This is a genomic window from Enterobacter sp. 4974935 (genome assembly GCF_058661735.1).
Genome location: NZ_JBZWGT010000003.1, coordinates 1,828,899 through 1,855,785 on the forward strand (window position 1 = coordinate 1,828,899; position 26,887 = coordinate 1,855,785).

Consider the following 26,887-nt stretch of genomic DNA (forward strand, 5'->3'; position numbering starts at 1 on the left):
AAGAAAGCCCCGCAAACAAATGCGGGGCTTTCTTTTGGTTAATAAATAAAAAAATCGATAGATTTCGACTGTAGCGTGAGGGTATAAACTCATTGATTTTTATTGTTTTTTAGGGTTGTTGTTGAAGCTATGGATATTTGTATGCAAATATGTATTCATTATTGCTGATAAGCTTATCAGCTAAGTCGCCATAGATAAATTTTACACAGTTTCGATTAGATATCATTGTTACTAATTTTTTGACCTTTTAATTTTAACTTATAACTTTTGGCAATGGAGAAACATGAAACAGATTAAAATAAATACGATCCATGAGTTGGAGGTCTTGATAGATGAATTTGGTCAAGACGTATTATTTAGAGGGCAGCATACTCATTATGGCTCGCCCGGTGAACCATCTGTTATTGCTTCATTTGATCGCCAAGATTGTATTCCATCGGAAACCATCAAGTGGTCTCGCTATGCGAGCAAGGTCCTTGAGGCACTAATTGGTGAGCATGTTAATGACTTAGGCTATGTTCAAGCACTGTTACAACATTACGGATGGAGATCATTTTATGTTGATTGTTCTTCAAGTCCCGCGGTTAGTGCATGGTTTGCTAGTCATAAATCCACCGAATCATACCGTATCGACATGTGCGAAGACTGTGATGAAAACTTTCTATGGGAGAGAAAAAAATACGCTGGCTATGATTATGAGGAGGGAATAGGTCACCTTTATGTGATTGATAAAACGTTCGCAAATGGCATTGGTCTAATCGACCTTGCCACGTTAACAATTGAACCATTTTATCCCCGAACTGAAGCGCAAAAGGCCTGGCTCTTAGGACCTATGATGGGTAATGAAGTTCCTAAAGATTGCTTTATTGCTCAAATTACTGCAAACCGAGCTATTTTTCGTGATTATGCAGCCTTACATGGTTTAACCAATACAGATTCTATTTTCCCACCAGTGTCAAAAGATCCCATACTCAAGGCACTTTTAGATTTGCCATGGAGAGAAATAGAGTCATTACGTGATCCTAATTTCCCTGTGCCAGTTTTCAAACGCGCGCTTGAATTGCCTGAGTATCAGGATAGTTTTAAAAAAATCGCTTCGCCATCCACAGCATTTTATCAAGGTGGTAAAATTAGCGAAATTTTCAATTCGCTTGATACGATTAAGGGAGAACTTACTGGGGGTAAAGTTGTTTCAGCCCCTGGGGTAATGATTTTTGGTACTGCTCCAGTCGGATTCCCATTAAGCTTCCCTAAAATCGAAAAAATGCTTGAAGGTAAACCTTACCTTGCTTTTGAAATCGATGAAATTATTAAGCATCCCGGCATGGGGTATGACACTGTGTACCAAAAAGGAATTGGTATAATCAATCACGGAACAGATCTTTTTGAGATTTGCGAGTTAGTGGTCATGCATCCTGGTTTAAAGATGACGAAGGCTGGTTTATGCCCTGGGTGGTACTATCGCAGAAAACCATCCGGCTTATGGGAGCGTGAACATAACGATAATGAATGTGGCTGCAAAAACGATAGCATCCATAAAAGACATCTTTCAGCTCTTCTTATAGCTGAGCATGAACTTCGTTAACTAGAGCGAAAGCGGTTTAATCTCTGGATTTTTGAGCGGAAAGGTTCGATATCATATCATTAAGAGTAGGCCCCGCATCAGCAGGGCTTCAAGTATCGATGAGGTCAATATGTGGACGTGACCTGAAATAAATCCTTTTATTTCATTTGGTTGAAGCATTTAAAATGGCTCCCGAGGGAGCCTTTCATTTCAGAACACTTTTTTATACGGGCGAACCGTGACTTTCTCGTACACGCCGGCTGCGACGTACGGGTCTGCTTCTGCCCAGGCCTGCGCGGCTTCCAGAGATTCAAACTCGGCAATCACCGTGGAGCCGGTAAAACCCGCTGCTCCCGGATCGTTGCTGTCAACGGCAGGCATCGGGCCTGCGGTCAGCAACCGACCTTCATCCTGTAGCAGCTGTAAACGCGCCAGATGGGCAGGGCGAACGGAAAGACGTTTTTCCAGAGAATCAGGTACATCTTCAGCGTAAATCACATAAAGCACGGCAAAGCTCCTTAACCGGTAAAAGTGACATTTACGTTATGTGAAAGCACAAATGACTGCAATGTAAAGATAATAACAATGTTAAAACCCTGATCTGGATGCCCCTTTTTTGCCCTCTTATACGCTTAAATTGCGCCAGGACAAAGTGTCTTATTGAATATGATTGCTATTTGCATTTAAAATCGAGGTTCGGTTTTTTAACGTTGATGATTATGACTTCGATGACCCTTGATTTACCTCGCCGCTTTCCATGGCCGACGCTGCTTTCCGTCGTTATTCACGGTGCTGTCGTGGCGGGTCTGCTCTATACCTCGGTTCATCAGGTTATTGAAATGCCAGCGCCAGCGCAGCCAATTTCTGTGACCATGGTATCGCCCGCGGATCTTGAACCGCCGCAGGTTGCGCCGCCGCCGCCACAGCCCGTTGTTGAACCCGAGCCGGAACCCGAGCCGATTCCTGAACCGCCAAAAGAAGCGCCGGTGGTGATCCATAAGCCAGAGCCGAAACCTAAGCCGAAGCCAAAACCCAAGCCGGTCAAAAAGGTGGAAGAGCGTCCGAAACGCGAAGTGCGTCCGGTTGAGCCACGCACCACGCAGCCGGTTGAAAATGCCGCCCCGTCACGTCCGCTGATGAGTAACACCACGACCGCGACAAAACCGACGGTAACGGCGCCAGCGGGCCCGCGCGCGCTGAGCCGTAACCAGCCGCAGTATCCGGCACGTGCTCAGGCGTTACGTATTGAAGGGCGTGTACGGGTGAAATTCGACGTTACGGCTGATGGACGTGTGGATAACGTGGAAATCCTGTCCGCACAGCCGGCGAATATGTTTGAACGCGAAGTTAAATCGGCCATGCGCAGGTGGCGTTATGAAGCCGGTAAACCCGGCAATGGGTTGATTGTAAATATTGTCTTCCGCCTGAACGGCGGGGCACAGATGGAATAAAAGAAGCCTCCGCAAGGAGGCTTTTTTTTACCTGAGGATCAGCTCCGTGGGAGCTGGCGGGGCTTACCGTCGCTATCCACTGCCACGTAGATGAACAGGGCCTCCGTCGCCTTATAGCGCTGACCAATCGGTTCAGAAGAGACTTTTTTCACCCATACTTCAATGTTAATGGAGATAGACGTATTGCCGCGTTTTACGCAGCGTGCGTAACAGCACACCACGTCCCCCACCGCGACAGGGCGCAGGAAGGTCATGCCATCGACCCGGACGGTTACCACGCGCCCGTGTGCAATCTCTTTTGCCAGGATTGCACCGCCCATATCCATCTGCGACATTAACCAGCCGCCAAAAATATCGCCATTGGCATTCGTATCCGCAGGCATTGCCAGTGTGCGTAAAACCAGTTCGCCCTGTGGGGCGTCATTTGTTGTCATTGTTTTTAAACTCGTAACTGAAGACTTCAGGCGGGATGCTACTATGATTTCTGGCTGGAGAGAATAGGGTTAGCGCCCGCAGCGCGGGCGCCTGAAGGTCAGAAGGACATGGTTACGCCAGCGTAATAGGCGCGGCCCGGTTCGTTATAGGTAGATGCACCGTCATTTTCACGGTAAATCTGCTTGTCAAAGAGGTTGCTGATGCCGGCATTCAGGCGCAGGTTTTTGGTCAGCTGATAGTTACTGCCGATACCCACGATGGAATACGCGCCGATCTCTCTGTTGGACATCGCATTTTCCTCTTTGCGGATTTCAGCGTTTTCTCTGGGCTTCTGGCGGCCGTACATCGTCCAGCTTACGTTGGCTGAAAGCTTGCTGTTAACCTCCCAGTCCAGCATGGTGTTGACGGTATATTTGGGGATAATCGACAACGGATTACCGGTGTCTTTACTTTCAGACTGAATCATATACGTCGCATTAGTACGCCAGGTTAGCGTGTCGCGAATAACAGGGACGGTGAGGTTGCCTTCCAGACCTTCAACAACGGCCTTACCGCCGTTCTCCCATTGCAGGATATTTGCGCCGCTGCTTGTCTGCCCCAGCACGTCCGTTCCTGAAACGATCTTGTTTTTGTAATCATTGCGGAACCAGGTAATTCCAGCCTCGTAGCCTTCCAGGGCAAAGGCCAGGCCGATCTCTTTGTTCACGCTGATTTCCGGATCCAGATCCGGGTTACCTAACAGATAACAGCTTCCTTCGGAAACGTTATTCGGGCAGCCATTACCGCGGGTGGAAAGCAGATAGCCTTCGCTGGATTGATACAAGTTCGGCGCTTTAAATACCCGAGCGATACCCGCTTTAACCTTGAACATATCACCCAAATCCTGAGAGAGGTTCAGGCTCGGACTCCAGTTGCTGCCAAATTGATTGTGATAATCAAAGCGGAGCCCTGGGATCAGGTTGGTGCCCTGACGCGCTTCAATATTGTCCTCAAGATAGATGCCGGTGAGGTCAGCGCTGTTTTTGCTGTTGCGCTCAGAAGCCGTGCCGGGAACGCCGTTAATCACTTCTCCCGACACATTTGTCGACTGCATTGAGGCCGGATCGTTCAGTTCATCACGGTTCCATTCTGCACCCACGGTTAGCGTCTGTTCGACCAGCCAGAAGAAAGGAATGTTCAGTTCACCCGTTGAACGGTATGACTCCAGCCGGCTGGTATCGTATTTATCGCTATTGATCATCCCTTCAACTTTGCCCGTAGAGCCTTCTTCCAGTCGGGTGTTGTTGGTCTTTTCATAATAAACCCCGAACTTTGACTGACCCCAGTCCCAGATGCCGTTGTGCGTAATGCCATAAGACTGGCGGTACATTCGGTTGGTTTCGTGTCCATACAGGGACGACACCAGACCGTCAGGGCTGACGTTGCTGTTGCTGTATTGAGTATCACCCGCGTAGATATTGCCCTGGCGGCTGTAGCTGTAGTCGAAATCGATAATCTGCTGTGGTGTGAGTTTCCAGGAGAGCAGGGCATTAATGTCCTTGTTACGTACGCCCTCTCGCCCGGCGGCGTAAGAGCCGTTTTGCGCGGTGTTGATGTCCTGAGCATCTGCGTCGGTTTTGTTGATGTTCCCGTACAGGCGCATCGTTAACGCATCGCCCGCGAGGGGGCCGCTCAGATCAAAATTAGCGCGTTTCGTCGCCCCCTCTTTATCATTTTCAGGCTGGTTAGTGTACAGGGAGAGGGAGCCGTGCCAGTCGTTGGACGGGCGTTTGGTAATGATGTTGACGACGCCGCCGGCAGCCCCCGAACCATAGCGGGCGGCAGCTGGTCCCCGGAGTACTTCAATGCGCTCAACCATCTCTGGCGGAACCCAGTTGGTGTCCCCGCGGGTGTCGCGCTCCCCGCGCCAGCTGTAGCGCACCGAGTTACGTGACGTCACCGGCACACCGTCAATCAGAATCAGCGTGTTCTCTGGCCCCATACCGCGGATGTCGATCTGGCGGTTGTTACCACGACTGCCTGTCGCGCTGTTTCCGGTGAGGTTAACCCCGGGCATTTTGCGAATAATTTCCGAAAGATCGTTAACCGGTGGATCCTTTTCTATGTCCTTTGCCGTGATGATGGAAACCCCCGGCTGTTGCTTTAGGGCCTCTTCAGCGGTTGCCTGAACGACCATTGTTTCACCATCGGCGAGAGGATCTTCCGCTGCGTGCGCGCTCTGGTATAGCGTTGAAAGAATGGCGAGTGTAAGTGTAGCCGGGGCAAATCTTATTATGTTATTCATCAACTCATTTCCATTTGTTAAAAATGCGATGAAGAATATTAATGATAGTGATTCTCATTACAATAAAGCGACAGCAATCTCCATAAAATCTTCATGATTCAGACATTTTCGCAGGAAGGTTGTGGAGAAAAGGGAAGGCGGGAAAAGAGGCCAGACCGCGTGACGATCTGGCCAGAAGGATCAGTGCTTGTCATCCTGCGGCATGTGGCGATAAATATAAACGCCGCTGAGCAGGGTGAAGATAAGGGTCAGCGCCGTCAGGCCAAACACCTTGAAGTTGACCCAGATATTCTGCGGCAGCCAGAATGCGATATAGATATTCGCCAGACCACACAGAATAAAAAATAGCGCCCAGGCGATATTCAGACGCCCCCACACAGCCTGCGGCAGCGTCAGTTCTTTCCCCAGCATGCGCTGGATCAGCGGCTTCTTCATCACCCACTGGCTGATGAGCAGCGCGCCCGCAAACAGGCCGTAAATCACTGTGACCTTCCATTTGATAAATTCATCATTGTGGAAGAACAACGTCAGACCACCAAACACCGCCACCATCAGGAAAGTGATGAGCGCCATCTTTTCAACTTTGCGATAGCGAACCCAGCTGTAAATCAGCACCACAGCCGTTGCCACAATCAACGCCAGCGTGCCGGCATAGATGTCGTACAACTTATAAAAAGCGAAAAATACGATCAGCGGTAAAAAATCAAGAAACTGCTTCATTCTGCGATCCCGGTTACTGACGAATTAACATGTACAGGCGGAACAAATAGACCAGCAGTACAGCTGAAATCAGATTGCTCAGCGTATTGGCGACAACCGCGCCGACGTTTGGCGTTAATACCGCAAAATTCGGCGCAAACAGCAACAGTAGAGTCTTGGCCAGCAACCAGCTGATAACGGCCGGGGCGACCAGACGCATATTCGCCCACGCGAGCCTTATACTGCTGCGCATGGCGGTGAAAATACCCATTTTGTCCTGCACAACCATTACTGGCGCAAATGAAAGCACGATAGCCAGCAGCACGCCCGGAACGACAACCAACATTATCCCCATCTGGACCAGCAGCGTAGTCAGGAAGATGAGGATAAACAGTTTCGGCAGCACCGGAGCACTGGCCCCGATGGCACGTAACGCGCTGACGCGTTGGCCGGCAGACACCAGCTGGATCATCAGCAACACGCCACCTGCCAGAATGGCGTTGCCGATTAGCCCCGAGAAGGTAGATGCCGCAGATGCACGCAGCAAGATTTGCTGTTGCTCTGGCGTCATATTCTGCACAAGGTCAAATAACCCTGCGCTGCCTGCAAGATGATCCCCCTGGCTCAGCGAGGCAATCTGTTCATCACTGGGTGAGAACGCATGACCCAGCACCACCGTAATGAAGGCGCACAACAACGCGATCAGTAAAAAAGTAACGAACTGATTGCGGAAAAAATTTCCCGTGTCACGGTAGACAGACTTCGCCGTGATAGACATGCACTCTCCTTGAGTATTGCAGGTGTTAATTAGCCGGCAATTGTACACCGGATAACACGCTGGTGGCAGCATCAAGGCTTGTATGGAAAAGCATATCTTTGTAAAGCGGCGGTAATCCATAGCGGGCGCGGGCGCGATTGCATGCCTCATTGACCTGCCCATCCTCTCCCGACATCGCGAAAGTGCGGCACGGGCTGGGGCGATCCGCGTAAATGGAACAGCGGGTGGATACCCCAGGTTCACCTTGCAGTGCCACACAGCGGCTCTGTTTTTGGTTGGTGCCGCGCATGCAACGCAGGAAAGGGGTCAAGGGTTCAGTGAGATCAACCGGAACGGTGCCGCCGCCATCGCTGGCTTCAGCCCAGTAGAAAGAGACTCGAAAATACGCACAACAGGCTCCGCACGTCATGCACGGGTTATGATCACTCATGGCACACCTGCAAAAGTAGAACGCATCAAATCAGATTGTGAGAGCGATAAATTATCCAGCCGCTACAGGAAGCGCAAGAGAGGAAAAAAAGAAAATTTTTTAACTATGAAATGCCAAAAATTGACGCGGTAACAACTTATTGCTTTATGAGGCGTCACCAAAAATTAACCTAGATCAATGAATGTTAACTTACTGGTTTTAATGTGATCTGTGTTAGATCACTTATTACTCATTTGTGAGTATATTCTCCTCCGCAATTAAAACCACAACGATGGAGCGGATATGAAAAAATTAGCGGTGGCAGCCCTTATCTTAAGCAGTCTCTCTGGCGGCGCGTACGCGCATGAAGCAGGTGAATTCTTTATTCGTGCCGGTTCGGCAACGGTGCGTCCAACGGAAGGTTCCGACAATGTACTGGGTATGGGCGGGTTTAACGTTAGCAATAACACCCAGTTAGGCCTGACATTCACGTATATGGCTACGGATAACATTGGCGTTGAGCTTCTGGCCGCCACGCCATTCCGTCACCGCGTCGGTTTAGGGCCGACCGGGGACATTGCTACGGTGCACCATTTACCACCAACCCTGATGGCGCAGTGGTACTTCGGCGATTCCAGCAGCAAGGTGCGCCCTTATATTGGTGCAGGCGTTAACTACACCACCTTCTTTGATGAGAAATTTAACGATACCGGTAAAGAGGCCGGGCTCTCCGATCTCAGCCTGAAAGACTCGTGGGGCATGGCGGGGCAGGTTGGTCTGGATTATCTGATTAACCGTGACTGGCTGATCAACGCCTCGGTCTGGTATATGGACATTGATACAGACGTGCGCTTTAAAGCTGGCGGCCAGCAGCAAAGTATCAATACCCGTCTGGATCCGTGGGTATTTATGTTCTCAGCAGGCTATCGTTTCTGACAGAAGATATATCCCCTGTCAGCCGGGGATTGCTGTATGGTGGTTGTTCCACATACCTGGCTGGAGGGGATATCCCCAACATCAAATTTGAGTGTCCGGTTTGTGCAGGTAAACAGTTTCAGTTCACGACGTTCAGCCCAGCACATAGCCTACCTCACGGTGCTATCTGTTCCGTTTGCGGAACACGTCTCACCATTCATTCATGCCTGCCGAAGCTCAGACGACGACGGTGGCCAAAGCCAGTAAACTAGAAAAGGCCTCTGAGAGGCCTTTTTCGATCGTGAAATCACTTCTGAATTAAATAACGAATGGTTGGTCCGTCCTGCTGGATATCTAGCACGGTATAGCCGTGATTTTTGGCATCAAGCGGAATGTTATTGATCGACTGGGGGCAATCGCTCACCACTTCCAGAATTTCACCTTTCTTAAGCTGCGGTAACGCCTCAAGCGTGGCAACGGCCGGGTAAGGGCAGGGTTCACCCACCATATCGAGACGATAATCAGGCACGATCTCTTTCATGCGGCATTCTCCTGAGTTTCAGTTTTGACGGTGGCACGCCGGAAGAAGCGCTTTTCTTGCGCAATAACCAGTAAGAAGGCGATAAGCAGCAGGGCGTAGGTCACCGTGAGCCCCCCGAGTGGACCAAAGGTATTCAGCAAATTGACCTTGTCCCAGTTGGTTGCCAGTACTGGAGAGACGTCATCCCAGTAGTACGCCAGGAGGGTTGAGCCAATCACGTTACCCAGACCAACCCACCAGTAATGCACCTGGCCTTCCACGGCGCGATACATCCAGCCAGTTTCACACCCGCCCGCCAGCACGATGCCAAAACCAAACAGCAGCCCGCCAATGACGGCATTTGGGCCCGCCCACATGATTTTCGGTTCCACGCCGAGCTGAACGTAGCTGAAGATGCCGATCGCGCTCACGGCCATACCGGCAATGATCGCCTTCGCCATCATGGTTCGTCCGGTGATCCACATATCGCGAAACGCGGAGGTAAAGCAGATCTGCGCGCGTTCAATCAGCAGACCAAAGCCGACGCCGAACAGCATGGCCAGACCGAGTTTGGGCTGATTCATCGCCGTGCAAATCGCCCAGGCAACCATAGCAAAAAAGACCAGCATACCGAGGCGGAAGCGACGACGCGCCTGATCGGGTTTTTGCGTTAACGGAGATGCAGCGCTAACTTTCGTCATTTTCACCGGAATGCGGAACAGTGGCAGCAGGGTGAACTTTGCACCGAAATATGAGCCAATGGCGGTGGCGACGGCAAAGAACCAGGCATGCAGCGAGAACTGCGGAATACCGGTAAAGAACGCGGCCAGATTACAGCCCATCGCCAGGCGGGCGCCAAACCCGGCAATGATACCGCCGACTACGGCCTGCATAATGCGGATGCGGCTTTTCGGCATGCGCAACTTAACGTTGTTGGCCCACAGCGCGGCCGCAAAACATCCGCCAAACATGCCAATGATCATCATCCCGTCGATGCGGGTCAGCGGTGTGCCCTCAAGATGGATCAGTTTGAAGTAACCCCACTCTTCGGCATGAACGCCTGCCAGCTGTAATAGCTGCCCACCCCAGCGGGTAAACTCGCCCGTAACAGCCCAGAAGGTGCCGGTAATACCGAAATAATAGGTAGAGAGAATGCCTGCCGCGATAACGGCCGGAACAGGTGACCAGAACTTAACCAGGTAAGTCTGTTTGAAGGAATGCCAGGACATGAATAACCTCTGAACTCAGAAGGGTAACGCTAAAAAGAGCCCAGATCATACGCTTACGCGAAAGTTTGAAAAGTCATTCACACCGAAAATATCGACAGGATCAATTTTGACCTGCTTCTTTCAGGAAGAGAGAAGGGAAAACCGCCTGACGCCGGGGCCAGACGGTGTTAACGGTTACGCCTTGTGTGTGGCCGCTTTCATGGATGTGACGAATGCGTGTAACTCAGCCAGCATCTGCTCTGGCTTATCCACATTCTTCTCGATGATTTTCACGATAGCCGAACCGGAAATGGCCCCGGCGGCTTTCGCGTCAATCGCCGCAGTAACCTGATCCGGAGAGGAAATCCCAAAGCCCTGAAGCGGCGGTGCAGCATGGTATTCTGCCAGCTTCTCCACCAGATGATGCAGCGGAAGCGCGGCTTTGTTTTCCGCACCGGTGACGCCCGCACGGGAGAGCAGGTAGGTGTAACCCCGTCCGTAAGAGGCAATCTGGCGCAACAGATCGTCATCGGCATTCGGTGGACAGATGAAAATCGGCGCGACGTTGTGGCGCATCGCCGCCTGACGGAACGGCGCAGACTCTTCAACGGGCACGTCAGCCACCAGCACGGAGTCAACGCCCACGCGGGCGCACTCTGCGTAAAACGCATCAATACCGCGGCTGAACACCAGGTTGGCGTACATCAGCAGGCCGATCGGAATGGTCGGGTGCTTCTGGCGGATCGCCGCCAGCATTTCGAAGCACTGGCCCGGCGTCACGCCCGCAGCAAACGCGCGAAGCGTCGCGTTCTGGATGGTCGGGCCATCCGCCAGCGGATCGGAGAACGGAATCCCCAATTCCAGCGCGTCGGCACCGGCGTCAATCAGGGTATCGATAATCTTCAGCGACAGCTCCGGACCGGGGTCGCCCAGCGTCACGAAGGGAACGAAAGCGCCTTCCTGGCGGGCTTTCAGTTGTGAAAATGCGTTGTCGTAGCGTTCCATCAGATTTCCCCTCGTGCTTTCAGAATATCGTGAACGGTGAAAATATCTTTGTCACCGCGACCGGAAAGGTTTACCACCAGCAGTTGCTCTTTTTCCGGGTTTTCCTTCATCATTTTCAGCGCGTGTGCCAGCGCGTGGGAAGACTCCAGCGCCGGGATGATCCCTTCATTGCGACACAGCGTTTTGAAGGCCTCCAGCGCTTCGTCATCAGTGATGGAGACATAATCCGCGCGGCCGGTGCTGTTGAGGAACGCGTGCTGCGGCCCTACGGACGGGAAATCCAGCCCGGCTGAAATTGAGTAAGACTCCTCAATCTGCCCTTCATCGGTCTGCATCATCGGGGCCTTCATGCCGAAATAGATCCCCACGCGACCATGCTTCAGCGGCGCACCGTGCTCGCCCGTTTCAATGCCGTGGCCGGCAGGCTCAACGCCAATCAGCCCAACGCTGGTTTCGTCGATAAAATCGGCAAACATGCCGATGGCGTTAGATCCGCCGCCAACGCAGGCGATTACCGCATCCGGCAGGCGACCCTCTTTTTCGAGGATCTGCGCTTTAGTCTCTTCACCGATCATGCGCTGGAATTCACGCACGATGGTCGGGAACGGGTGCGGGCCTGCCGCGGTACCGAGCATGTAGTGGGCGGTTTCGTAGCTGCCAGACCAGTCGCGCAGCGCTTCATTACAGGCATCTTTCAGCGTGGCAGAACCGCTGTGTACAGGGATCACTTCCGCCCCCATCAGACGCATACGGAACACGTTAGGCGACTGGCGTTCAACGTCTTTCGCCCCCATATAGATGCGGCACTTCAGGCCGAGCAGGGCGCTGGCGAGGGCAGAGGCCACGCCGTGCTGGCCTGCGCCGGTTTCGGCGATAATTTCGGTTTTACCCATACGTTTGGCGAGCAGAGCCTGGCCAAGCACCTGATTAGTTTTATGCGCGCCGCCGTGCAGCAGATCTTCACGTTTAAGGTAGAGCGTGGTTCTGGTGCCTTCGGTCAGGTTGCGGCATTTGGTCAGTGCCGTCGGACGACCGGCGTAGTTTTTCAGCAGGTCAGTAAACTCCGCCTGAAACGCCGGATCTTTCTGCGCGCTCACGAACGCTTCTTCCAGCTGGCGCAGCGCGGGCATCAGGATTTGTGGGACGTACATCCCACCAAACTCACCAAAATACGGGTTAAGTAATGTCGTCATCTTCTCTTCCTTAATATGCACGCAGAGTTTTAAATACCGATGCCAGCTTGCTGGCGTCTTTTATGCCCGGTTGGGACTCTACGCCTGAATTGAAATCGAGGCCGGCGCAGCCGGTTTTGGCTGCTTCCACACAGTTATCGGGGCTTAATCCCCCCGCCAGCAGGACATTGTCCAGCACTTCGCCACGCAGCAGTGACCAGTCGAAACGCTGCCCCGTACCGCCCTGGCCGTTATCGAGCACGTATTTATCAACATGCGTAAGGTTACGCGCGGGCAGGATGGCGCCAACGCTTTGCGCTTTCCAGATCTGAACCTGAGGTGCCAGAACATGTCGCAGAGCATCGATGTATGTCTGATCTTCATCGCCATGTAGCTGAACCGCGCTCAGGGATAACGCGTCCGCTTTCGCCGCAACGTCGTTAATATCCGCATTGCGGAACACGCCCACGTAGCTCAGTGGCGCAGCCGCAATCACCTTGCGCGCCTGTTCTTCATTAACGGCGCGAGGAGAGGACTCAACAAAGATCAGACCACCATAGATTGCGCCCGCCTCATACGCCGCCTGCGCATCCTGTTCACGGGTCAGGCCGCAAACTTTGTTCTCACCCAGCAGCACGCGGCGCACGGCCGCATTAAGATCGTCGTGTTCCATCATCGCGGAACCGATCAGGAAACCGTTGGCAAAGTGGCTGAGTTCGCGCACCTGAGCGTAGCTGTTGATTCCGGATTCGCTGATCACCGTGACGCCCGCACCCAGACGCGGCGCAAGCTGGCGCGTACGGTTGAGGTCAATCGACAGGTCGCGCAGGTCGCGGTTGTTAATGCCGACCACTTTGGCTTCCAGCGCGATGGCGCGCTCCAGCTCCTCTTCGTTGCTCACTTCGGTAAGCACGCCCATATTCAGGCTGTGCGCGACGGCGGAGAGCTGGCGATACTGTTCGTCATCCAGCACGGAGAGCATCAGCAGGCAGGCATCGGCCTGGTAAAAGCGCGCCAGCCAGATCTGATACGGGTCGATAATAAAGTCTTTGCACAGAATCGGCTGCGGCGCGATGCCGCTGACTACGGGCAGAAAATCGAAGCTGCCCTGGAAATATTTCTCATCCGTCAGCACAGAAATGGCAGACGCATGATGCTTGTAGATACCGGCAATACGCGCCGGGTCGAAATCGTCACGGATCACGCCTTTGGACGGAGACGCTTTTTTACACTCCAGAATAAACGCGGTACGCGCGCCCTGGAGGGCATCATAGAAACGACGGCTGCTCGGAACGACGTCATTCTGAAAACTGGCGAGCGGCTGCTGTTGCTTACGGGCTTCCACCCAGATGGCCTTATCGGCGACGATTTTCGCTAAAACGGTCTGCATTATTTACCCTCTTGCCGCAAGTGCGGTAACGCGATCGTAAGCTGCACCGGAGCGCAGTACGTCCAGAACTTTTTGGGCGTTGGCTTTCAGATCTTCCTCGCCATGTAAACGCATCAGCATGGCTACGTTGGCCGCCACGGCGGCCTCATGGGCGGCCTCACCTTTACCTTGTAATAAGCGCGTGAGAATGTCACGGTTTTCTTCCGGCGTGCCGCCCGCCAGGGCGTCCTGATGGTACGGGGTCAACCCGAAATCAGCGGCCTCAAGCTGATAGTTCAGCACTTCGCCGTTATTCAGTTCGGCCACCAGCGTGGGCGCATGCAGGGAAACTTCATCCATCCCGCCGCTGTGTACCACGGCGGCGCGTTGGTAACCGAGGACGCGCAGCGTCTCCGCAATCGGCAGGACCAGCTCCGGACTGTAAACGCCAATCAGCGCCAGCGGCGGGTGCGCCGGGTTAATGAGTGGACCGAGCACATTAAACAGCGTCCGGGTTTTAAGCTGCTGGCGAACGGGCATCGCGTGGCGGAAACCGGTGTGATACTTCGGCGCAAACAGGAAACAGACGCCCAGGTCATCCAGCGCTTCACGGGAACGCTCGGCGTTCATGTCCAGGTTGATACCGAAAGCCGCCAGCAGGTCGGACGATCCGGAACGGCTGGACACGCTGCGGTTGCCGTGCTTCGCCACTTTCAGTCCGCATGCCGCCGCCACAAAGGCGCTGGCGGTCGAAATATTGATGCTGTTGCTGCCGTCGCCACCGGTCCCAACGATATCGGCAAACGGATAGTCCGGGCGCGGGAACGGGGCGGCATTTTCCAGCAGCGCGGTTGCCGCACCGGCGATCTCCTGCGGGCTTTCGCCGCGCACTTTCATGCTCACCAGCGCAGCGGCCAGCTGCTCAGGCTTCAGCTCGCCGCGCACGACGGCGGAGAAAAGCTGGTGGCTCTCCTGCTGGCTCAGGGTCTGGGCCTGATACAGTTTTTCCAGAATCGGTTGCAGGGTGTTGGTCTGCTCCAGCTTTTGCAACGCCCAGTTGAGCGTTTGCTCCAGCAGGCGCGCGCCGTTAGACGTCAGGATAGATTCCGGGTGGAACTGCATCCCGCAGACGCGATCCGCATCGTGACGCACCGCCATCACCATCCCTTCAAACGAGGCGTTAATCGTCAGCCCGGCCGGAATATTGCTGCCGACCAGTGAGTGGTAACGCGCCACCGGAAGCGGGTTCGGCAGACCGGCAAACATCGCCTGACCGTCATGTTCAATGCTTGACGCTTTACCATGCAGGATCTCCCCCGCCTGACCCACGTAACCACCGTAGGCTTCGACAATCGCCTGGTGGCCGAGGCAGATGCCGATAATCGGCAGCTTGCCGCGCATACGGGTCAACAGCTCAGGCATACAGCCCGCTTCGCTCGGTGCGCCTGGCCCCGGGGAGAGCATCAGCACCGGGTTTTGCATGGTCGCCAGACGGTCAATCAGCGTCTGGGCCGGAACGTGGTTGCGATAGATAACGACGTTGTGTCCATTCGCACGCAGCTGATCTGCCAGGTTGTAGGTAAAGGAGTCGATATTATCGAGCAGCAGAATGTCAGCCATCAGAAAATCTCCTGTGCATGGTGTGCGGTAGCAATGGCGCGCAGTACCGCGCGCGCTTTACTGCGGGTTTCGTCGGCTTCCGACTGCGGAACAGAATCCAGCACAATCCCGGCCCCGGCCTGGACGGTAGCAATGCCGTCCTCAACGTAGGCGGAGCGAATCACGATGCAGGTATCGAGGTCACCGTGAGCGGTGAAATAGCCCACCGCGCCACCGTAGCTGCCGCGACGGCGGCCTTCAGCTTCGGCAATCAGCTGCATGGCGCGGACTTTCGGCGCGCCGCTCAACGTGCCCATGTTCATGCAGGCGCGGTAGGCGTGCAGGACGTCGAGGTCGTGGCGCAGCTCACCCACCACGCGGGATACCAGATGCATGACGAAGGAGTAGCGGTCGACTTTGGTCAGGTCTGCCACATAGCGGCTGCCCGGCGTACAAATACGCGCCAGGTCGTTACGTGCCAGGTCAACCAGCATCAGGTGTTCGGAGAGCTCTTTGTGGTCGGTACGCATTTCCAGTTCGATGCGGCTGTCGAGATCGCGGTCCAGGGAGCCATCGGCACGACGGCCGCGTGGACGGGTTCCCGCTATCGGGTAGATCTCAATCTGGCGGCTGGTGGCGTCGTACTTGAGGGAGCTTTCCGGTGACGCGCCGAACAGAGTGAAATCATTGTCCTGCATAAAGAACATGTACGGGCTTGGGTTGCTCTTTTTCAGCACATCGTAAGCCGCCAGCGGCGACGGGCAGGGCAGTGAAAAGCGACGGGACGGCACCACCTGGAAAATCTCCCCGGCACGAATCGCTTTTTGCATCTGACGCACCACCGCGCCGTACTGATCGTCGGTCTGACTCACCTCGCAGGTCATCTTTTCAACACGCTGCACCGGGAGCGCGGGCGGTGCTTCTGACATCTGCTGTTGCAGTTGGGCGATGCGCTGCGCGAGGCGATTTTTCTCAGACACAGATGGCGTGAACAGGCTTGCCTGAATGCGGGTGTATTTTTTCTGATGGTCGATCACCAGCAGGGTTTCGGCCAGGTAGAAGCAGTAGTCCGGGCAGCGGTTACCCTGCTCGGTTTCCGGTAAATCTTCAAAGCCAGCAACCAGGTCGTAAGCAAACAGCCCGCCAAAGAACATTGCTTCGCGCTCATCTTCCGGCACAATGACCAGATTTTGCAGCAGGCGGAAGGCGTCGAAAACGGAGAGTGAGCAGAGGCGGGCATCTTCATCCAGCAACTGGCTTACCGGCGGGAAATACAGAATTCGCAGGTCCGGATGACGCTCATTTTCAATGCCTGAAGGCAGAGCCGCATCCAGCAGCGGCAGCAGCGACGCGCCATTCTCGGATAACGCCTTAATAGTGACAGTGTCACCCGATGCGGTAATGCGCAGCGCGCTGTCAACCAGCAGCAGGCTTTTGAGATCGTCCTTACTGTCGATATCAGCAGATTCCAGCAGCAGCGTCGCAGGACGTGCACCGCACACCTGATGAAAGAGCGCGGTAGGGTTATGGCGATAGGCCGCCTCGCAGGTCAGCAGTTCGAGGTGGGGTTTGGCTGTTTGCATGTTGTTATTCTCATATTCTGTTCAAAAAAAAGCCCGCTTGGGAGCGGGCCGGGTATCTGTTTGCTTTTCGCAGACGCGTGACACTGCCCGAAGATCAGGAAGTACGCCACCAACCGTGCAGAGCGAAATGTGCTGTCATTTTCAGATACCTTTCTCGTGTGAACTTGCGTACTAGTTAACTAGTTCGATGGCGTGTTGTCAACCCCTGATTTCAGTATTTCGCGGTAAGTCGGTATCATAGGTGCTTCGGATGTCTCCAGACTGTTATGGGAAGTGCTTTGAGCGATACCACCTACGCCGTAATTTATGATTTACACAGCCATACGCAGGCTTCAGATGGCCTGCTGACGCCCGAAGCCCTGGTCCATCGCGCCGTTGAAATGCGTGTCGGCACGCTGGCAATAACCGATCACGACACAACAGACGCCATCCCCGCCGCGCGCGCCGAGATTGCCCGAAGCGGGCTGGCGCTAAATCTGGTGCCCGGGGTCGAGATCTCCACGCTCTGGGAAAACCACGAAATTCATATCGTTGGCCTGAATATTGATACAGAACATCCGGCAATGTGCGCATTTTTGCAAGAACAAAAAGCACGACGCAATCAACGCGCGGAGTTGATAGGCGAACGTCTTGAGAAGGCGCATATCCCCGGTGCGCTGGAAGGCGCGCGCAAGCTGGCGAACGGTGGGGCGGTCACGCGCGGCCATTTCGCCCGTTTTCTGGTTGACGCCGGTAAAGCGACGACCATGGCGAATGTGTTTAAAAAGTATCTGGCGCGCGGGAAAACCGGATACGTTCCTCCCCAGTGGTGTACAATAAAACAAGCTATTGATGTGATTCATCATTCTGGTGGTAAGGCCGTATTGGCCCATCCGGGGCGGTATAATCTTTCTGCTAAATGGCTGAAAAGGTTGCTGGCCCACTTTGCCGAATCCGGCGGTGAGGCGATGGAAGTTGCCCAGTGTCAGCAGGCACCCAATGAGCGTTCGCAGCTCGCGACCTACGCCCGTCAGTTTGGCCTGCTTGGGTCACAGGGTTCAGATTTCCATCAACCCTGCGCGTGGATTGAACTGGGGCGCAAGCTCTGGTTACCCGCTGGCGTTGAGCCCGTCTGGCAGCTCTGGGAACAGCCACAGCAAATTGAAGAGAGGGAAGTATGAGTCAGTTTTTCTATATCCATCCGGATAACCCACAGCCACGTCTGATTAATCAGGCTGTGGAAATCGTCCGTAAAGGCGGCGTTATTGTCTACCCAACCGATTCTGGCTACGCGCTGGGCTGTAAAATCGAGGATAAAGGGGCGATGGAGCGCATCTGTCGCATCCGCCAGCTGCCGGACGGCCACAACTTCACCCTAATGTGTCGCGATCTATCTGAGCTGTCGACCTATGCGTATGTCGACAACGTGGCCTTTCGCCTGATCAAAAACAACACGCCGGGAAACTACACCTTCATTCTGAAAGGGACAAAAGAGGTGCCGCGTCGTCTGTTGCAGGAAAAACGTAAAACCATCGGCATGCGCGTGCCGTCGAACCCGATTGCCCAGGCGCTGCTGGAAACCCTCGGCGAGCCGATGCTGTCTACCTCGCTGATGCTGCCGGGCAGTGAGTTTACCGAGTCCGACCCGGAAGAGATCAAAGATCGTCTGGAGAAAGTGGTGGAGCTGATTATTCATGGCGGCTATCTAGGCCAGCAACCGACCACCGTGGTGGATCTCACCGAAGACGCGCCAGAAGTGATTCGTGAAGGCGTGGGCGATGTTAAGCCTTTCTTGTAAGGGTGTAAGCAGATATACTACGCGGCCATCAAAGCAGGGCGTTGCCCTGTTTTTGACCTGATTCGACGCCTGTGAAGGCGACACCTGAGGAAGCTCAATGAGCGAGAAGTTACAGAAAGTGCTGGCGCGTGCCGGCCACGGTTCGCGCCGTGAAATCGAAGCCATTATTGAAGCAGGTCGCGTGAGTGTGGACGGTAAAATCGCCACACTCGGTGACCGCGTTGAAATCGTACCGGGGCTGAAGATCCGCATTGACGGCCATCTTATCTCCGTGAAAGAGTCCGCTGAACAGATCTGCCGCGTGCTGGCTTACTACAAGCCGGAAGGCGAACTGTGTACCCGCAACGACCCGGAAGGCCGCCCGACGGTGTTCGACCGTCTGCCAAAACTGCGTGGCGCCCGCTGGATTGCCGTAGGGCGTCTGGACGTGAATACCTGTGGCCTGCTGCTGTTCACCACCGATGGTGAACTGGCAAACCGCCTGATGCACCCGAGTCGTGAAGTGGAGCGTGAATACGCCGTGCGCGTCTTCGGTCAGGTTGATGAGAACAAATTGCGCGATCTGTCGCGTGGCGTTCAGCTAGAAGACGGCCCAGCGGCGTTCAAAACCATCAAGTTTACCGGTGGTGAAGGCATTAACCAGTGGTACAACGTTACCCTGACAGAGGGACGTAACCGCGAGGTGCGTCGTCTGTGGGAAGCGGTCGGTGTCCAGGTAAGCCGTTTGATTCGTGTCCGCTATGGCGACATCCTGCTGCCGAAAGGCCTGCCACGTGGCGGCTATACCGAGCTGGATCTGACGCAAACCAACTACCTGCGCGATCTGGTTGGCCTGACGCCAGAAACCACATCGAAAGTGGCGGTAGAGAAAGATCGTCGTCGTATGAAGGCGAATCAGATCCGCCGTGCGGTTAAACGTCACAGCCAGGTTAGCAGCAATCGCCGCTCTGGCAGCCGTAATAACAACGGTTAATCTAAAAGCCCGGTGAATATACCGGGCTTTTTTCTTCAGTAATCAATCCCTATTTGCGCTTTGATACCCGCATCGAACGCATGCTTAACCGGACGCAGTTCGCTGACGGTATCGGCCAGCTCCAGAATGTCCCGATGACACCCGCGCCCCGTGACGATCGCCGTCTGGTGTGCAGGGCGGTTCCTGAGGGCCTCCAGCACGGCTTCCAGCGGCAGGTAGTCATAGGCCACCATATAGGTGATCTCATCCAGCAACACCATGTTCAGCGACGGGTCAGAGAGCATTCTTTTGGCATGCTCCCAGACGGCGAGGCAGGCTGCGGTATCTGTTTCCCGGTTCTGGGTATCCCAGGTAAAACCGGTCGCCATCACCTGAAACTCAACACCTTGCGGTTCGAGCAGATTACGCTCGCCGTTGGGCCATTCACCCTTGATAAACTGGATCACGCCCACTTTCTGACCGTGCCCGACTGCGCGGGTGGCGGTACCGAATGCGGCGGTGGTTTTGCCTTTGCCGTTGCCGGTGAACACGATGAGGATCCCGCGCTCGTCCTGAGCGGCCGCCACGCGTGCATCAACCTGTTCTTTCAGACGCTGCTGGCGCTGTTGATGACGGTCTTCACTCATTGCGATATCCCCGGTTTGCGGCCTGGCTGAGCATCGAATGTTATTCCGGTTTTACGACGGCTGTCGTCACCCATTAGCCACAGGTAAAGAGGCATAATATCGGCCGGGGTTTTAAGCTTTTGCGGATCTTCTGTCGGGAACGCGCTGGCACGCATTTTAGTGCGCGTACCGCCAGGGTTAATACAGTTAACCCGCAGATGGCGGTTTTGATACTCTTCGGCCAGCACCTGCATCATTCCTTCCGTGGCAAATTTTGAGGCGGCGTAAGCCCCCCAGTTCGCACGACCCTGACGCCCCACGCTGGAGGAGGTAAACACCAGCGAACCGGAATCTGAGTTAAGTAATAAAGGAAGCAAGGCCTGGGTCAGGAAAAACGTCCCATTGACGTTAACCTGCATCACCTGCTGCCAAATCTCCGGATCCTGTTCATCCATCGGGCGCACTTCGCCCAGTAACCCCGCGTTGTGTAGTACGCCGTCCAGACGCGAATAATGCGTACTAATGCGCTGGGCAAGGGCCTGACATGACGCTGACGTACAGGTCAGCAGATCGAGCGTATACCAGGGCGTGGGGGTACCGCCGGCGTTTTCGATTTCACGGGCAACGGCTTTGAGCTTTTCTTCATTACGTCCCAGCAGAATAAGGCTCGCACCGTATTCAGAATAAGTCAGCGCCGCTTCGCGACCAATCCCGTCGCTGGCACCGGTAACCAGAATGATGCGGTTCTGTAGAAGGTTTTTTTGTGGCTGATAATGCACGGTGGCTCCTCAGGCGCATTGGGCGTGACTTGCACCTTTATTTATGACTTTTCGGCTTTATGCCCGAAACCGCGTCAGAATTCAATCAGTCTACAGGACAGAACGCTGGGAAATTAACAATTTGCAAAGATTTAAACCAGAAACGGGGGATTCCTGAAGCCGCCTCGCAGAGCTAATGTCCAGAGCGAGACGCCTGCGCAGGGCTGTTGTACACTGGCGTGTAAGATTCGTGGTTAAATCAAGGTGGAACGCGTGGAATTACTTTCTCAGTATGGGTTGTTTTTGGCCAAAATCGCTACGGTGGTTATTGCTGTCGCGGTGATTGCCGTCCTGATTGTCAACCTGACGCAGCGTAAGCGTCAGCGTGGTGAGTTACGCATTACCCGCCTGAGCGAGCAGTATAAAGAGATGCGGGAAGAGATGTCTCTGGCGCTGCTTGACGATCATCAACAGAAGCTGTGGCTAAAAGCCCAGAAGAAAAAACATAAGCAGGACGCCAAAGCCGCGAAGGCGAAAGCTAAGCTCGCCACGCCACAGGCTGACGCAAAACCGCGCGTCTATGTGCTCGATTTTAAAGGTAGCATGGATGCGCATGAAGTCTCCTCTCTGCGTGAGGAAGTGACCGCGGTGCTGGCCGTGGCGACAGCCCAGGATCAGGTGGTGGTACGCCTTGAAAGCCCGGGCGGCGTAGTGCATGGGTATGGACTGGCGGCTTCGCAGTTACAACGTCTGCGGGATAAACAGATCCCGCTCACCGTGGCGGTAGATAAGGTCGCGGCGAGTGGCGGCTATATGATGGCGTGCGTGGCGGATAAAATCGTCGCAGCACCGTTCTCCATTATCGGCTCGATTGGGGTGGTTGCGCAGATCCCTAACTTCAATCGTTTCCTGAAAAATAAAGAGATCGACATCGAATTGCATACGGCGGGTCAGTACAAACGTACGCTGACGCTGCTCGGCGAAAATACCGAAGAGGGACGGCAGAAGTTCCGGGAAGATCTGAACGAAACTCACCATCTGTTCAAGGATTTCGTGCACCGCATGCGCCCAACGCTGGACATTGAGCAGGTGGCTACGGGCGAACACTGGTACGGCACGCAGGCGCAGGAGAAAGGGCTGGTGGATGAAGTGGGTACCAGCGACGACCTCCTGCTCAACCTGATGGAAGGTCGTGAGCTGGTGGGGGTGCGCTTCACCCGACGTAAGCGCCTGCTCGACCGTTTAACCAATAGTGCGGCAGAAAGCGCGGATCGCCTGCTGATACGCTGGTTGCAGCGCGGACAAAAGCCGCTGCTGTAAAGAAAAACGCGAGGCAGATGCCTCGCGTTTTCGTTTTAATCGACCAGGTGGTACTTCTCTGAGAGGGTATGCGCCAGGTATTTAAACATGTTAAACACGGCGGTGCTTTTCGGGGTTGGTAACCCTTGTTCATCAAGGAAGTATTCACCGCTGAACACCAGCACGCCATTACGTTGTTCCACGCCAGTCGCTTCAATACCCGCCAGGGTGTCTTCATGGTCGCGAATGAGTTTGTTTGCTTCGATAAGCAGTGAAGCTCGGTCAATGGGTTGGGTCGTATTCTGCATATTCCACTCCTTAAACAGTGACAATAGTCTACGCCTGGGTCGCTTCGGGGGCAAATTTTCCCTGCTATTCGCGGGTATAAGGAACAGGGGCTGGCTGGCGGGATTTGCTTTTGCATGCTAATAAAGTTGCGTAACGAATTTTATCAGGTACAGTGTGCGCTTTCGTCATTCTGGCAACAGAATTGCTTGACATTCGACCGGGAATTCGTCACGAATGAACTTTGATGTGAGAAAAATACCCGAAAACTCAATGACCTGGATGTCGCCATACTGACGTTCGGTAAGACAAAGGGGTTGATATCCCCTGACGACGTCGCAATATCAATGGCTCGTCGTCAGCGGAAGGGAAATCAACGTGCGGCGTATTCCTGGAAGAATTAAATTAGGTAAAGGTGAATATGGGTAAAGCTCTCGTCATCGTTGAGTCCCCGGCAAAAGCCAAAACGATCAATAAATATCTGGGCAATGACTACGTGGTTAAGTCCAGCGTTGGTCACATTCGCGATTTGCCGACAAGTGGCTCAGCCAGCAAAAAGAGCGCAGACTCTACCTCCACCAAAGGGGCTAAAAAGCCTAAAAAGGATGAACGTAGCGCGCTTGTCAACCGCATGGGTGTTAACCCATGGCACAACTGGGATGCACAATACGAAGTGCTGCCAGGCAAAGAAAAAGTCGTTAACGAGCTGAAACAGCTTGCTGAAAAAGCAGACCACATTTATCTCGCAACCGACCTTGACCGCGAAGGGGAGGCCATCGCATGGCACCTGCGGGAAGTGATTGGGGGTGATGACAAACGCTACAGCCGTGTAGTGTTTAACGAAATTACAAAGAATGCGATTCGTCAGGCGTTTGAAAAGCCGGGTGAACTGAATATCGACCGTGTTAACGCTCAGCAGGCGCGTCGCTTTATGGACCGCGTTGTAGGCTACATGGTTTCGCCGTTGCTGTGGAAAAAGGTCGCTCGCGGCCTGTCTGCGGGACGAGTGCAGTCTGTGGCTGTTCGTCTTGTTGTCGAACGTGAACGCGAGATCAAAGCGTTTGTCCCGGAAGAGTTCTGGGAAGTGGATGCGAATGTCACCACGCCGGGCGGCGATGCGCTGCCGTTGCAGGTGAGCCACCACAACGACAAACCGTTCCGTCCTGAAAATCGCGATCAGACCATGGCCGCCGTAGCGCTGCTGGAAAAAGCGCGTTATCAGGTGCTGGATCGTGAAGATAAACCGACCAGCAGTAAGCCTGGCGCACCGTTTATCACGTCAACGCTTCAGCAGGCGGCAAGTACGCGTCTGGGTTACGGCGTGAAGAAAACCATGATGATGGCCCAGCGTTTGTATGAAGCGGGTTACATCACCTACATGCGTACTGACTCCACCAACCTTAGCCAGGACGCTGTCAGCATGGTGCGTGGCTATATCGAGGACAACTTCGGTAAGAAATACCTGCCGGACAGTCCTAATCAGTACGCCAGCAAAGAGAATTCTCAGGAAGCGCACGAAGCGATCCGTCCTTCTGACGTTTCCGTTCTGGCGGAATCTCTTAAAGATATGGAAGCGGACGCCCAGAAGCTGTATCAGCTGATCTGGCGCCAGTTCGTGGCCTGCCAGATGACGCCAGCGAAATACGACTCCACTACGCTGACCGTTGGCGCGGGTGATTTCCGCCTGAAAGCGCGCGGCCGCATTCTGCGTTTCGACGGCTGGACAAAAGTGATGCCTGCGCTGCGTAAAGGTGATGAAGACAGAACGCTGCCTTCCGTCAACAAAGGCGACGAGCTGTCGCTGGTTGATCTGGTACCGGCCCAGCACTTCACCAAGCCGCCTGCGCGTTTCAGCGAAGCGTCGCTGGTAAAAGAGCTGGAAAAACGCGGCATCGGTCGCCCGTCTACCTATGCGTCAATCATTTCGACCATTCAGGATCGTGGATACGTTCGCGTTGAGAACCGTCGTTTCTATGCTGAAAAAATGGGTGAGATTGTTACCGACCGTCTGGAAGCTAACTTCCGTGAGTTGATGAACTATGACTTCACCGCGCAGATGGAGGACAGTCTCGATGAGGTTGCCAGCCATAAGGCCGAGTGGAAGAAAGTTCTCGACAGCTTCTTCAGCGATTTTACCAACCAGCTTGAGAAAGCTGAGAAAGATCCTGAAGAAGGCGGCATGCTGCCTAACCAGATGGTACTGACCAGCATCGACTGCCCAACCTGTGGCCGTAAAATGGGGATCCGTACCGCAACCACGGGCGTGTTCCTCGGCTGTTCTGGTTATGCGCTTTCGCCGAAAGAGCGTTGCAAAACCACTATCAACCTCGTGCCGGAGAACGAAGTTCTCAACGTGCTGGAAGGTGACGATGCGGAGACCAACGCACTGCGCGCCAAGCGCCGCTGTAAGAAATGCGGCACGGCGATGGACAGCTACCTGATCGATCCAAAACGTAAACTGCACGTTTGCGGTAATAACCCAACCTGCGACGGTTATGAGATCGAAGAAGGTGAGTTCCGCATTAAGGGCTATGACGGTCCGATCGTTGAGTGTGAGAAATGTGGTTCCGAAATGCACCTGAAAATGGGACGCTTCGGTAAGTACATGGCATGTACCAACGACGACTGTAAAAACACGCGTAAGATCCTGCGTAACGGTGAAGTTGCGCCGCCGAAGGAAGATCCGGTTCCGCTTCCTGAGCTGCCGTGCGAGAAGTCAGATGCGTATTTCGTGCTGCGTGACGGCGCTGCCGGGGTATTCCTGGCGGCCAACACCTTCCCGAAATCGCGCGAAACCCGTGCGCCGCTGGTAGAAGAGCTGTACCGCTTCCGTGACCGTCTGCCGGAGAAACTGCGTTACCTGGCCGATGCGCCACAGCAGGATCCGGAAGGCAACAAAACCGTGGTGCGCTTTAGCCGTAAAACGAAGCAGCAGTACGTGGCGGCAGAGAAAGAGGGTAAAGCGACCGGTTGGTCAGCCTTCTTTGTCGACGAAAAATGGGTTGCAGGTAAAAAATAATCTTCACTTACCGTAACTTACCTGTGAAAGGGCCGGACTTCCGGCCCTTTTTTATTACGTTGTTATTATTTTTTGTTCCGTACTATACAGCCTGGCTATAAATGATATAGTGGTTATAGTTAACCCGTTTCTTATTATCAAATCGTATTAAGCGATTGACGCATGCGCTAAATCGGATGGTCTGGCATGAAATTACAGCAGCTTCGCTATATCGTTGAGGTCGTCAATCATAACCTCAATGTCTCTTCCACCGCAGAAGGTCTTTATACCTCGCAGCCTGGCATCAGTAAGCAGGTGCGTATGCTGGAGGATGAATTAGGTATTCAGATATTTGCCCGCAGCGGTAAGCACCTGACTCAGGTCACGCCGGCAGGGCAGGAAATCATTCGCATCGCACGAGAAGTGCTTTCCAAAGTCGACGCCATTAAATCCGTCGCCGGGGAACATACCTGGCCGGATAAAGGCTCCCTTTATATTGCCACCACGCACACACAGGCGCGTTATGCGCTTCCCGGGGTGATCAAAGGTTTCATCGAACGCTATCCCCGCGTTTCCCTGCATATGCATCAGGGCTCACCGACGCAAATCGCAGAGGCCGTGTCTAAAGGCAATGCCGATTTTGCCATCGCGACGGAAGCTCTTCATCTGTACGATGATCTGGTCATGCTCCCGTGCTACCACTGGAACCGCTCTATTGTCGTGACCCCCGATCATCCGCTGGCGGGGAAGGGCGAAGTGACAATCGAAGAGCTGGCGCAATACCCGCTGGTTACCTATACGTTCGGATTTACGGGCCGTTCTGAGCTAGACACCGCCTTTAACCGCGCCGGCTTAACGCCACGGATCGTCTTCACTGCAACGGATGCGGACGTCATTAAAACGTACGTGCGTCTGGGTCTGGGCGTAGGCGTTATTGCCAGCATGGCGGTGGATCCTGTATCAGACCCGGATCTGGTGCGTCTGGACGCGCATGATATCTTCAGCCACAGCACCACCAAGATAGGTTTTCGTCGCAGCACGTTCCTTCGCAGCTATATGTATGATTTTATTCAGCGCTTCGCACCGCATTTAACGCGTGACGTGGTCGACACGGCCGTGGCGTTACGCTCCAATGAAGACATCGAAGAGATGTTTAAAGACATCAAACTTCCTGCCAAATAATTACACCCGGTATCTTTCT

The 26,887-nt window shown here is 54.0% G+C and carries 27 protein-coding genes and 1 other annotated feature; of the genes, 10 read left to right on the forward strand and 17 right to left on the reverse strand.

From position 1 onward, the window contains the following. Window positions 1-283 precede the first annotated feature (283 nt). Entirely contained in the window at window positions 284-1,585 is a 1,302-nt protein-coding gene (locus AC4OVS_RS09915; RefSeq protein ID WP_047352919.1) for an FRG domain-containing protein, read from the forward strand. Between the two features lie 189 nt (window positions 1,586-1,774). Here the strand turns inward: AC4OVS_RS09915 and AC4OVS_RS09920 are convergent, their stop codons facing one another. Next, on the reverse strand, window positions 1,775-2,071 hold the full coding sequence (locus AC4OVS_RS09920) for a YciI family protein (protein ID WP_003856755.1): 297 nt from the start codon (window positions 2,069-2,071) through the stop codon (window positions 1,775-1,777). Window positions 2,072-2,292: 221 nt separating this feature from the next. Here AC4OVS_RS09920 and tonB point away from each other — a divergent pair, with 221 nt between their 5' ends. Next, the gene (tonB, locus tag AC4OVS_RS09925; protein ID WP_032622462.1) at window positions 2,293-3,015 is read left to right on the forward strand and encodes a TonB system transport protein TonB; all 723 of its coding nucleotides are present in this window, start codon (window positions 2,293-2,295) and stop codon (window positions 3,013-3,015) included. 38 nt (window positions 3,016-3,053) lie between these two features. Here tonB and yciA read toward each other — a convergent pair whose 3' ends face one another. The 5 genes from yciA to AC4OVS_RS09950 all read right to left on the reverse strand — a co-directional run bounded on the left by yciA (window position 3,054) and on the right by AC4OVS_RS09950 (window position 7,641). After that, the gene (gene yciA, locus AC4OVS_RS09930) at window positions 3,054-3,449 is read right to left on the reverse strand and encodes an acyl-CoA thioester hydrolase YciA (protein WP_022648341.1); all 396 of its coding nucleotides are present in this window, start codon (window positions 3,447-3,449) and stop codon (window positions 3,054-3,056) included. Between the two features lie 98 nt (window positions 3,450-3,547). Next, on the reverse strand, window positions 3,548-5,734 hold the full coding sequence (locus AC4OVS_RS09935) for a TonB-dependent siderophore receptor (RefSeq protein WP_045622002.1): 2,187 nt from the start codon (window positions 5,732-5,734) through the stop codon (window positions 3,548-3,550). Between the two features lie 180 nt (window positions 5,735-5,914). Continuing rightward, the gene (locus AC4OVS_RS09940) at window positions 5,915-6,454 is read right to left on the reverse strand and encodes a septation protein A (protein WP_003856762.1); all 540 of its coding nucleotides are present in this window, start codon (window positions 6,452-6,454) and stop codon (window positions 5,915-5,917) included. 13 nt (window positions 6,455-6,467) lie between these two features. Continuing rightward, on the reverse strand, window positions 6,468-7,211 hold the full coding sequence (locus AC4OVS_RS09945; RefSeq protein WP_023300270.1) for a YciC family protein: 744 nt from the start codon (window positions 7,209-7,211) through the stop codon (window positions 6,468-6,470). A 25-nt stretch (window positions 7,212-7,236) separates the two neighbouring features. Further along, complete coding sequence (locus AC4OVS_RS09950; RefSeq protein ID WP_017384228.1) at window positions 7,237-7,641, reverse strand: YkgJ family cysteine cluster protein; 405 nt, start codon at window positions 7,639-7,641, stop codon at window positions 7,237-7,239. A 282-nt stretch (window positions 7,642-7,923) separates the two neighbouring features. Between AC4OVS_RS09950 and ompW the strand changes: the two genes are divergently transcribed. Then, window positions 7,924-8,556: an outer membrane protein OmpW gene (gene ompW / locus AC4OVS_RS09955; protein WP_003856769.1), complete on the forward strand. Its 633-nt coding sequence runs from the start codon at window positions 7,924-7,926 to the stop codon at window positions 8,554-8,556. Continuing rightward, window positions 8,520-8,807 carry a cold shock small protein YmcF gene (ymcF, locus tag AC4OVS_RS09960; RefSeq protein ID WP_465038526.1) on the forward strand — a complete coding sequence of 96 codons (288 nt, stop codon included), beginning with the start codon at window positions 8,520-8,522 and terminating at the stop codon, window positions 8,805-8,807. Before ompW ends, ymcF begins: the two co-directional genes overlap by 37 nt. Window positions 8,808-8,842: 35 nt before the next feature. Here ymcF and yedF read toward each other — a convergent pair whose 3' ends face one another. The 8 genes from yedF to trpL all read right to left on the reverse strand — a co-directional run bounded on the left by yedF (window position 8,843) and on the right by trpL (window position 17,130). Continuing rightward, the gene (gene yedF / locus AC4OVS_RS09965; RefSeq protein ID WP_003856774.1) at window positions 8,843-9,076 is read right to left on the reverse strand and encodes a sulfurtransferase-like selenium metabolism protein YedF; all 234 of its coding nucleotides are present in this window, start codon (window positions 9,074-9,076) and stop codon (window positions 8,843-8,845) included. Beyond that, window positions 9,073-10,284 carry a selenium metabolism membrane protein YedE/FdhT gene (yedE, locus tag AC4OVS_RS09970; RefSeq protein ID WP_491922353.1) on the reverse strand — a complete coding sequence of 404 codons (1,212 nt, stop codon included), beginning with the start codon at window positions 10,282-10,284 and terminating at the stop codon, window positions 9,073-9,075. The genes yedF and yedE overlap by 4 nt, the downstream gene beginning before the upstream one ends. 174 nt (window positions 10,285-10,458) lie before the next feature. Further along, a complete protein-coding gene (gene trpA / locus AC4OVS_RS09975; protein ID WP_063146359.1) occupies window positions 10,459-11,268 on the reverse strand; it encodes a tryptophan synthase subunit alpha in 810 nt (269 codons plus the stop codon). Then, entirely contained in the window at window positions 11,268-12,461 is a 1,194-nt protein-coding gene (gene trpB / locus AC4OVS_RS09980; protein ID WP_022648334.1) for a tryptophan synthase subunit beta, read from the reverse strand. The genes trpA and trpB overlap by 1 nt, the downstream gene beginning before the upstream one ends. Window positions 12,462-12,471: 10 nt before the next feature. After that, window positions 12,472-13,830, reverse strand: a complete 1,359-nt coding sequence (gene trpCF, locus AC4OVS_RS09985) for a bifunctional indole-3-glycerol-phosphate synthase TrpC/phosphoribosylanthranilate isomerase TrpF (RefSeq protein WP_032624116.1) — start codon at window positions 13,828-13,830, stop codon at window positions 12,472-12,474. A gap of 3 nt (window positions 13,831-13,833) precedes the next feature. After that, the gene (trpD, locus tag AC4OVS_RS09990) at window positions 13,834-15,429 is read right to left on the reverse strand and encodes a bifunctional anthranilate synthase glutamate amidotransferase component TrpG/anthranilate phosphoribosyltransferase TrpD (RefSeq protein ID WP_022648332.1); all 1,596 of its coding nucleotides are present in this window, start codon (window positions 15,427-15,429) and stop codon (window positions 13,834-13,836) included. Beyond that, entirely contained in the window at window positions 15,429-16,991 is a 1,563-nt protein-coding gene (locus AC4OVS_RS09995) for an anthranilate synthase component 1 (RefSeq protein ID WP_192970023.1), read from the reverse strand. The genes trpD and AC4OVS_RS09995 overlap by 1 nt, the downstream gene beginning before the upstream one ends. Window positions 16,992-17,014: 23 nt before the next feature. Next, window positions 17,015-17,109 (reverse strand) — a sequence feature (Trp leader region). Beyond that, window positions 17,086-17,130 (reverse strand): trp operon leader peptide, encoded by a 45-nt coding sequence (gene trpL / locus AC4OVS_RS10000; protein ID WP_071524153.1) that lies wholly within the window; start codon window positions 17,128-17,130, stop codon window positions 17,086-17,088. (Overlaps the previous feature by 24 nt.) Window positions 17,131-17,269: 139 nt before the next feature. Here trpL and rnm point away from each other — a divergent pair, with 139 nt between their 5' ends. The 3 genes from rnm (at window position 17,270) to rluB (ending at window position 19,741) form a co-directional block, all read left to right on the forward strand. Next, window positions 17,270-18,151, forward strand: a complete 882-nt coding sequence (gene rnm / locus AC4OVS_RS10005; RefSeq protein ID WP_032622438.1) for an RNase RNM — start codon at window positions 17,270-17,272, stop codon at window positions 18,149-18,151. Then, window positions 18,148-18,768, forward strand: a complete 621-nt coding sequence (locus AC4OVS_RS10010; RefSeq protein WP_003856793.1) for an L-threonylcarbamoyladenylate synthase — start codon at window positions 18,148-18,150, stop codon at window positions 18,766-18,768. The genes rnm and AC4OVS_RS10010 overlap by 4 nt, the downstream gene beginning before the upstream one ends. A 97-nt stretch (window positions 18,769-18,865) precedes the next feature. Continuing rightward, the gene (gene rluB, locus AC4OVS_RS10015; protein WP_003856794.1) at window positions 18,866-19,741 is read left to right on the forward strand and encodes a 23S rRNA pseudouridine(2605) synthase RluB; all 876 of its coding nucleotides are present in this window, start codon (window positions 18,866-18,868) and stop codon (window positions 19,739-19,741) included. A 35-nt stretch (window positions 19,742-19,776) separates the two neighbouring features. On the opposite strand, the gene cobO is transcribed toward rluB, so the two are convergent. Both cobO and AC4OVS_RS10025 read right to left on the reverse strand, forming a co-directional pair. Continuing rightward, the gene (gene cobO, locus AC4OVS_RS10020; protein WP_045308895.1) at window positions 19,777-20,367 is read right to left on the reverse strand and encodes a cob(I)yrinic acid a,c-diamide adenosyltransferase; all 591 of its coding nucleotides are present in this window, start codon (window positions 20,365-20,367) and stop codon (window positions 19,777-19,779) included. Then, on the reverse strand, window positions 20,364-21,125 hold the full coding sequence (locus AC4OVS_RS10025) for a YciK family oxidoreductase (protein WP_045308896.1): 762 nt from the start codon (window positions 21,123-21,125) through the stop codon (window positions 20,364-20,366). Before AC4OVS_RS10025 ends, cobO begins: the two co-directional genes overlap by 4 nt. A gap of 252 nt (window positions 21,126-21,377) precedes the next feature. Here AC4OVS_RS10025 and sohB point away from each other — a divergent pair, with 252 nt between their 5' ends. Continuing rightward, window positions 21,378-22,424 (forward strand): protease SohB, encoded by a 1,047-nt coding sequence (gene sohB, locus AC4OVS_RS10030; protein ID WP_045621558.1) that lies wholly within the window; start codon window positions 21,378-21,380, stop codon window positions 22,422-22,424. Window positions 22,425-22,459: 35 nt separating this feature from the next. On the opposite strand, the gene AC4OVS_RS10035 is transcribed toward sohB, so the two are convergent. After that, a complete protein-coding gene (locus AC4OVS_RS10035) occupies window positions 22,460-22,711 on the reverse strand; it encodes a YciN family protein (protein WP_003856804.1) in 252 nt (83 codons plus the stop codon). Between the two features lie 398 nt (window positions 22,712-23,109). On the opposite strand from AC4OVS_RS10035, the gene topA reads away from it, so the two are divergent. Both topA and cysB read left to right on the forward strand, forming a co-directional pair. After that, window positions 23,110-25,707 carry a type I DNA topoisomerase gene (topA, locus tag AC4OVS_RS10040; RefSeq protein WP_491922354.1) on the forward strand — a complete coding sequence of 866 codons (2,598 nt, stop codon included), beginning with the start codon at window positions 23,110-23,112 and terminating at the stop codon, window positions 25,705-25,707. 186 nt (window positions 25,708-25,893) lie between these two features. Beyond that, entirely contained in the window at window positions 25,894-26,868 is a 975-nt protein-coding gene (gene cysB / locus AC4OVS_RS10045; RefSeq protein WP_006810844.1) for an HTH-type transcriptional regulator CysB, read from the forward strand. Window positions 26,869-26,887: the final 19 nt, after the last annotated feature.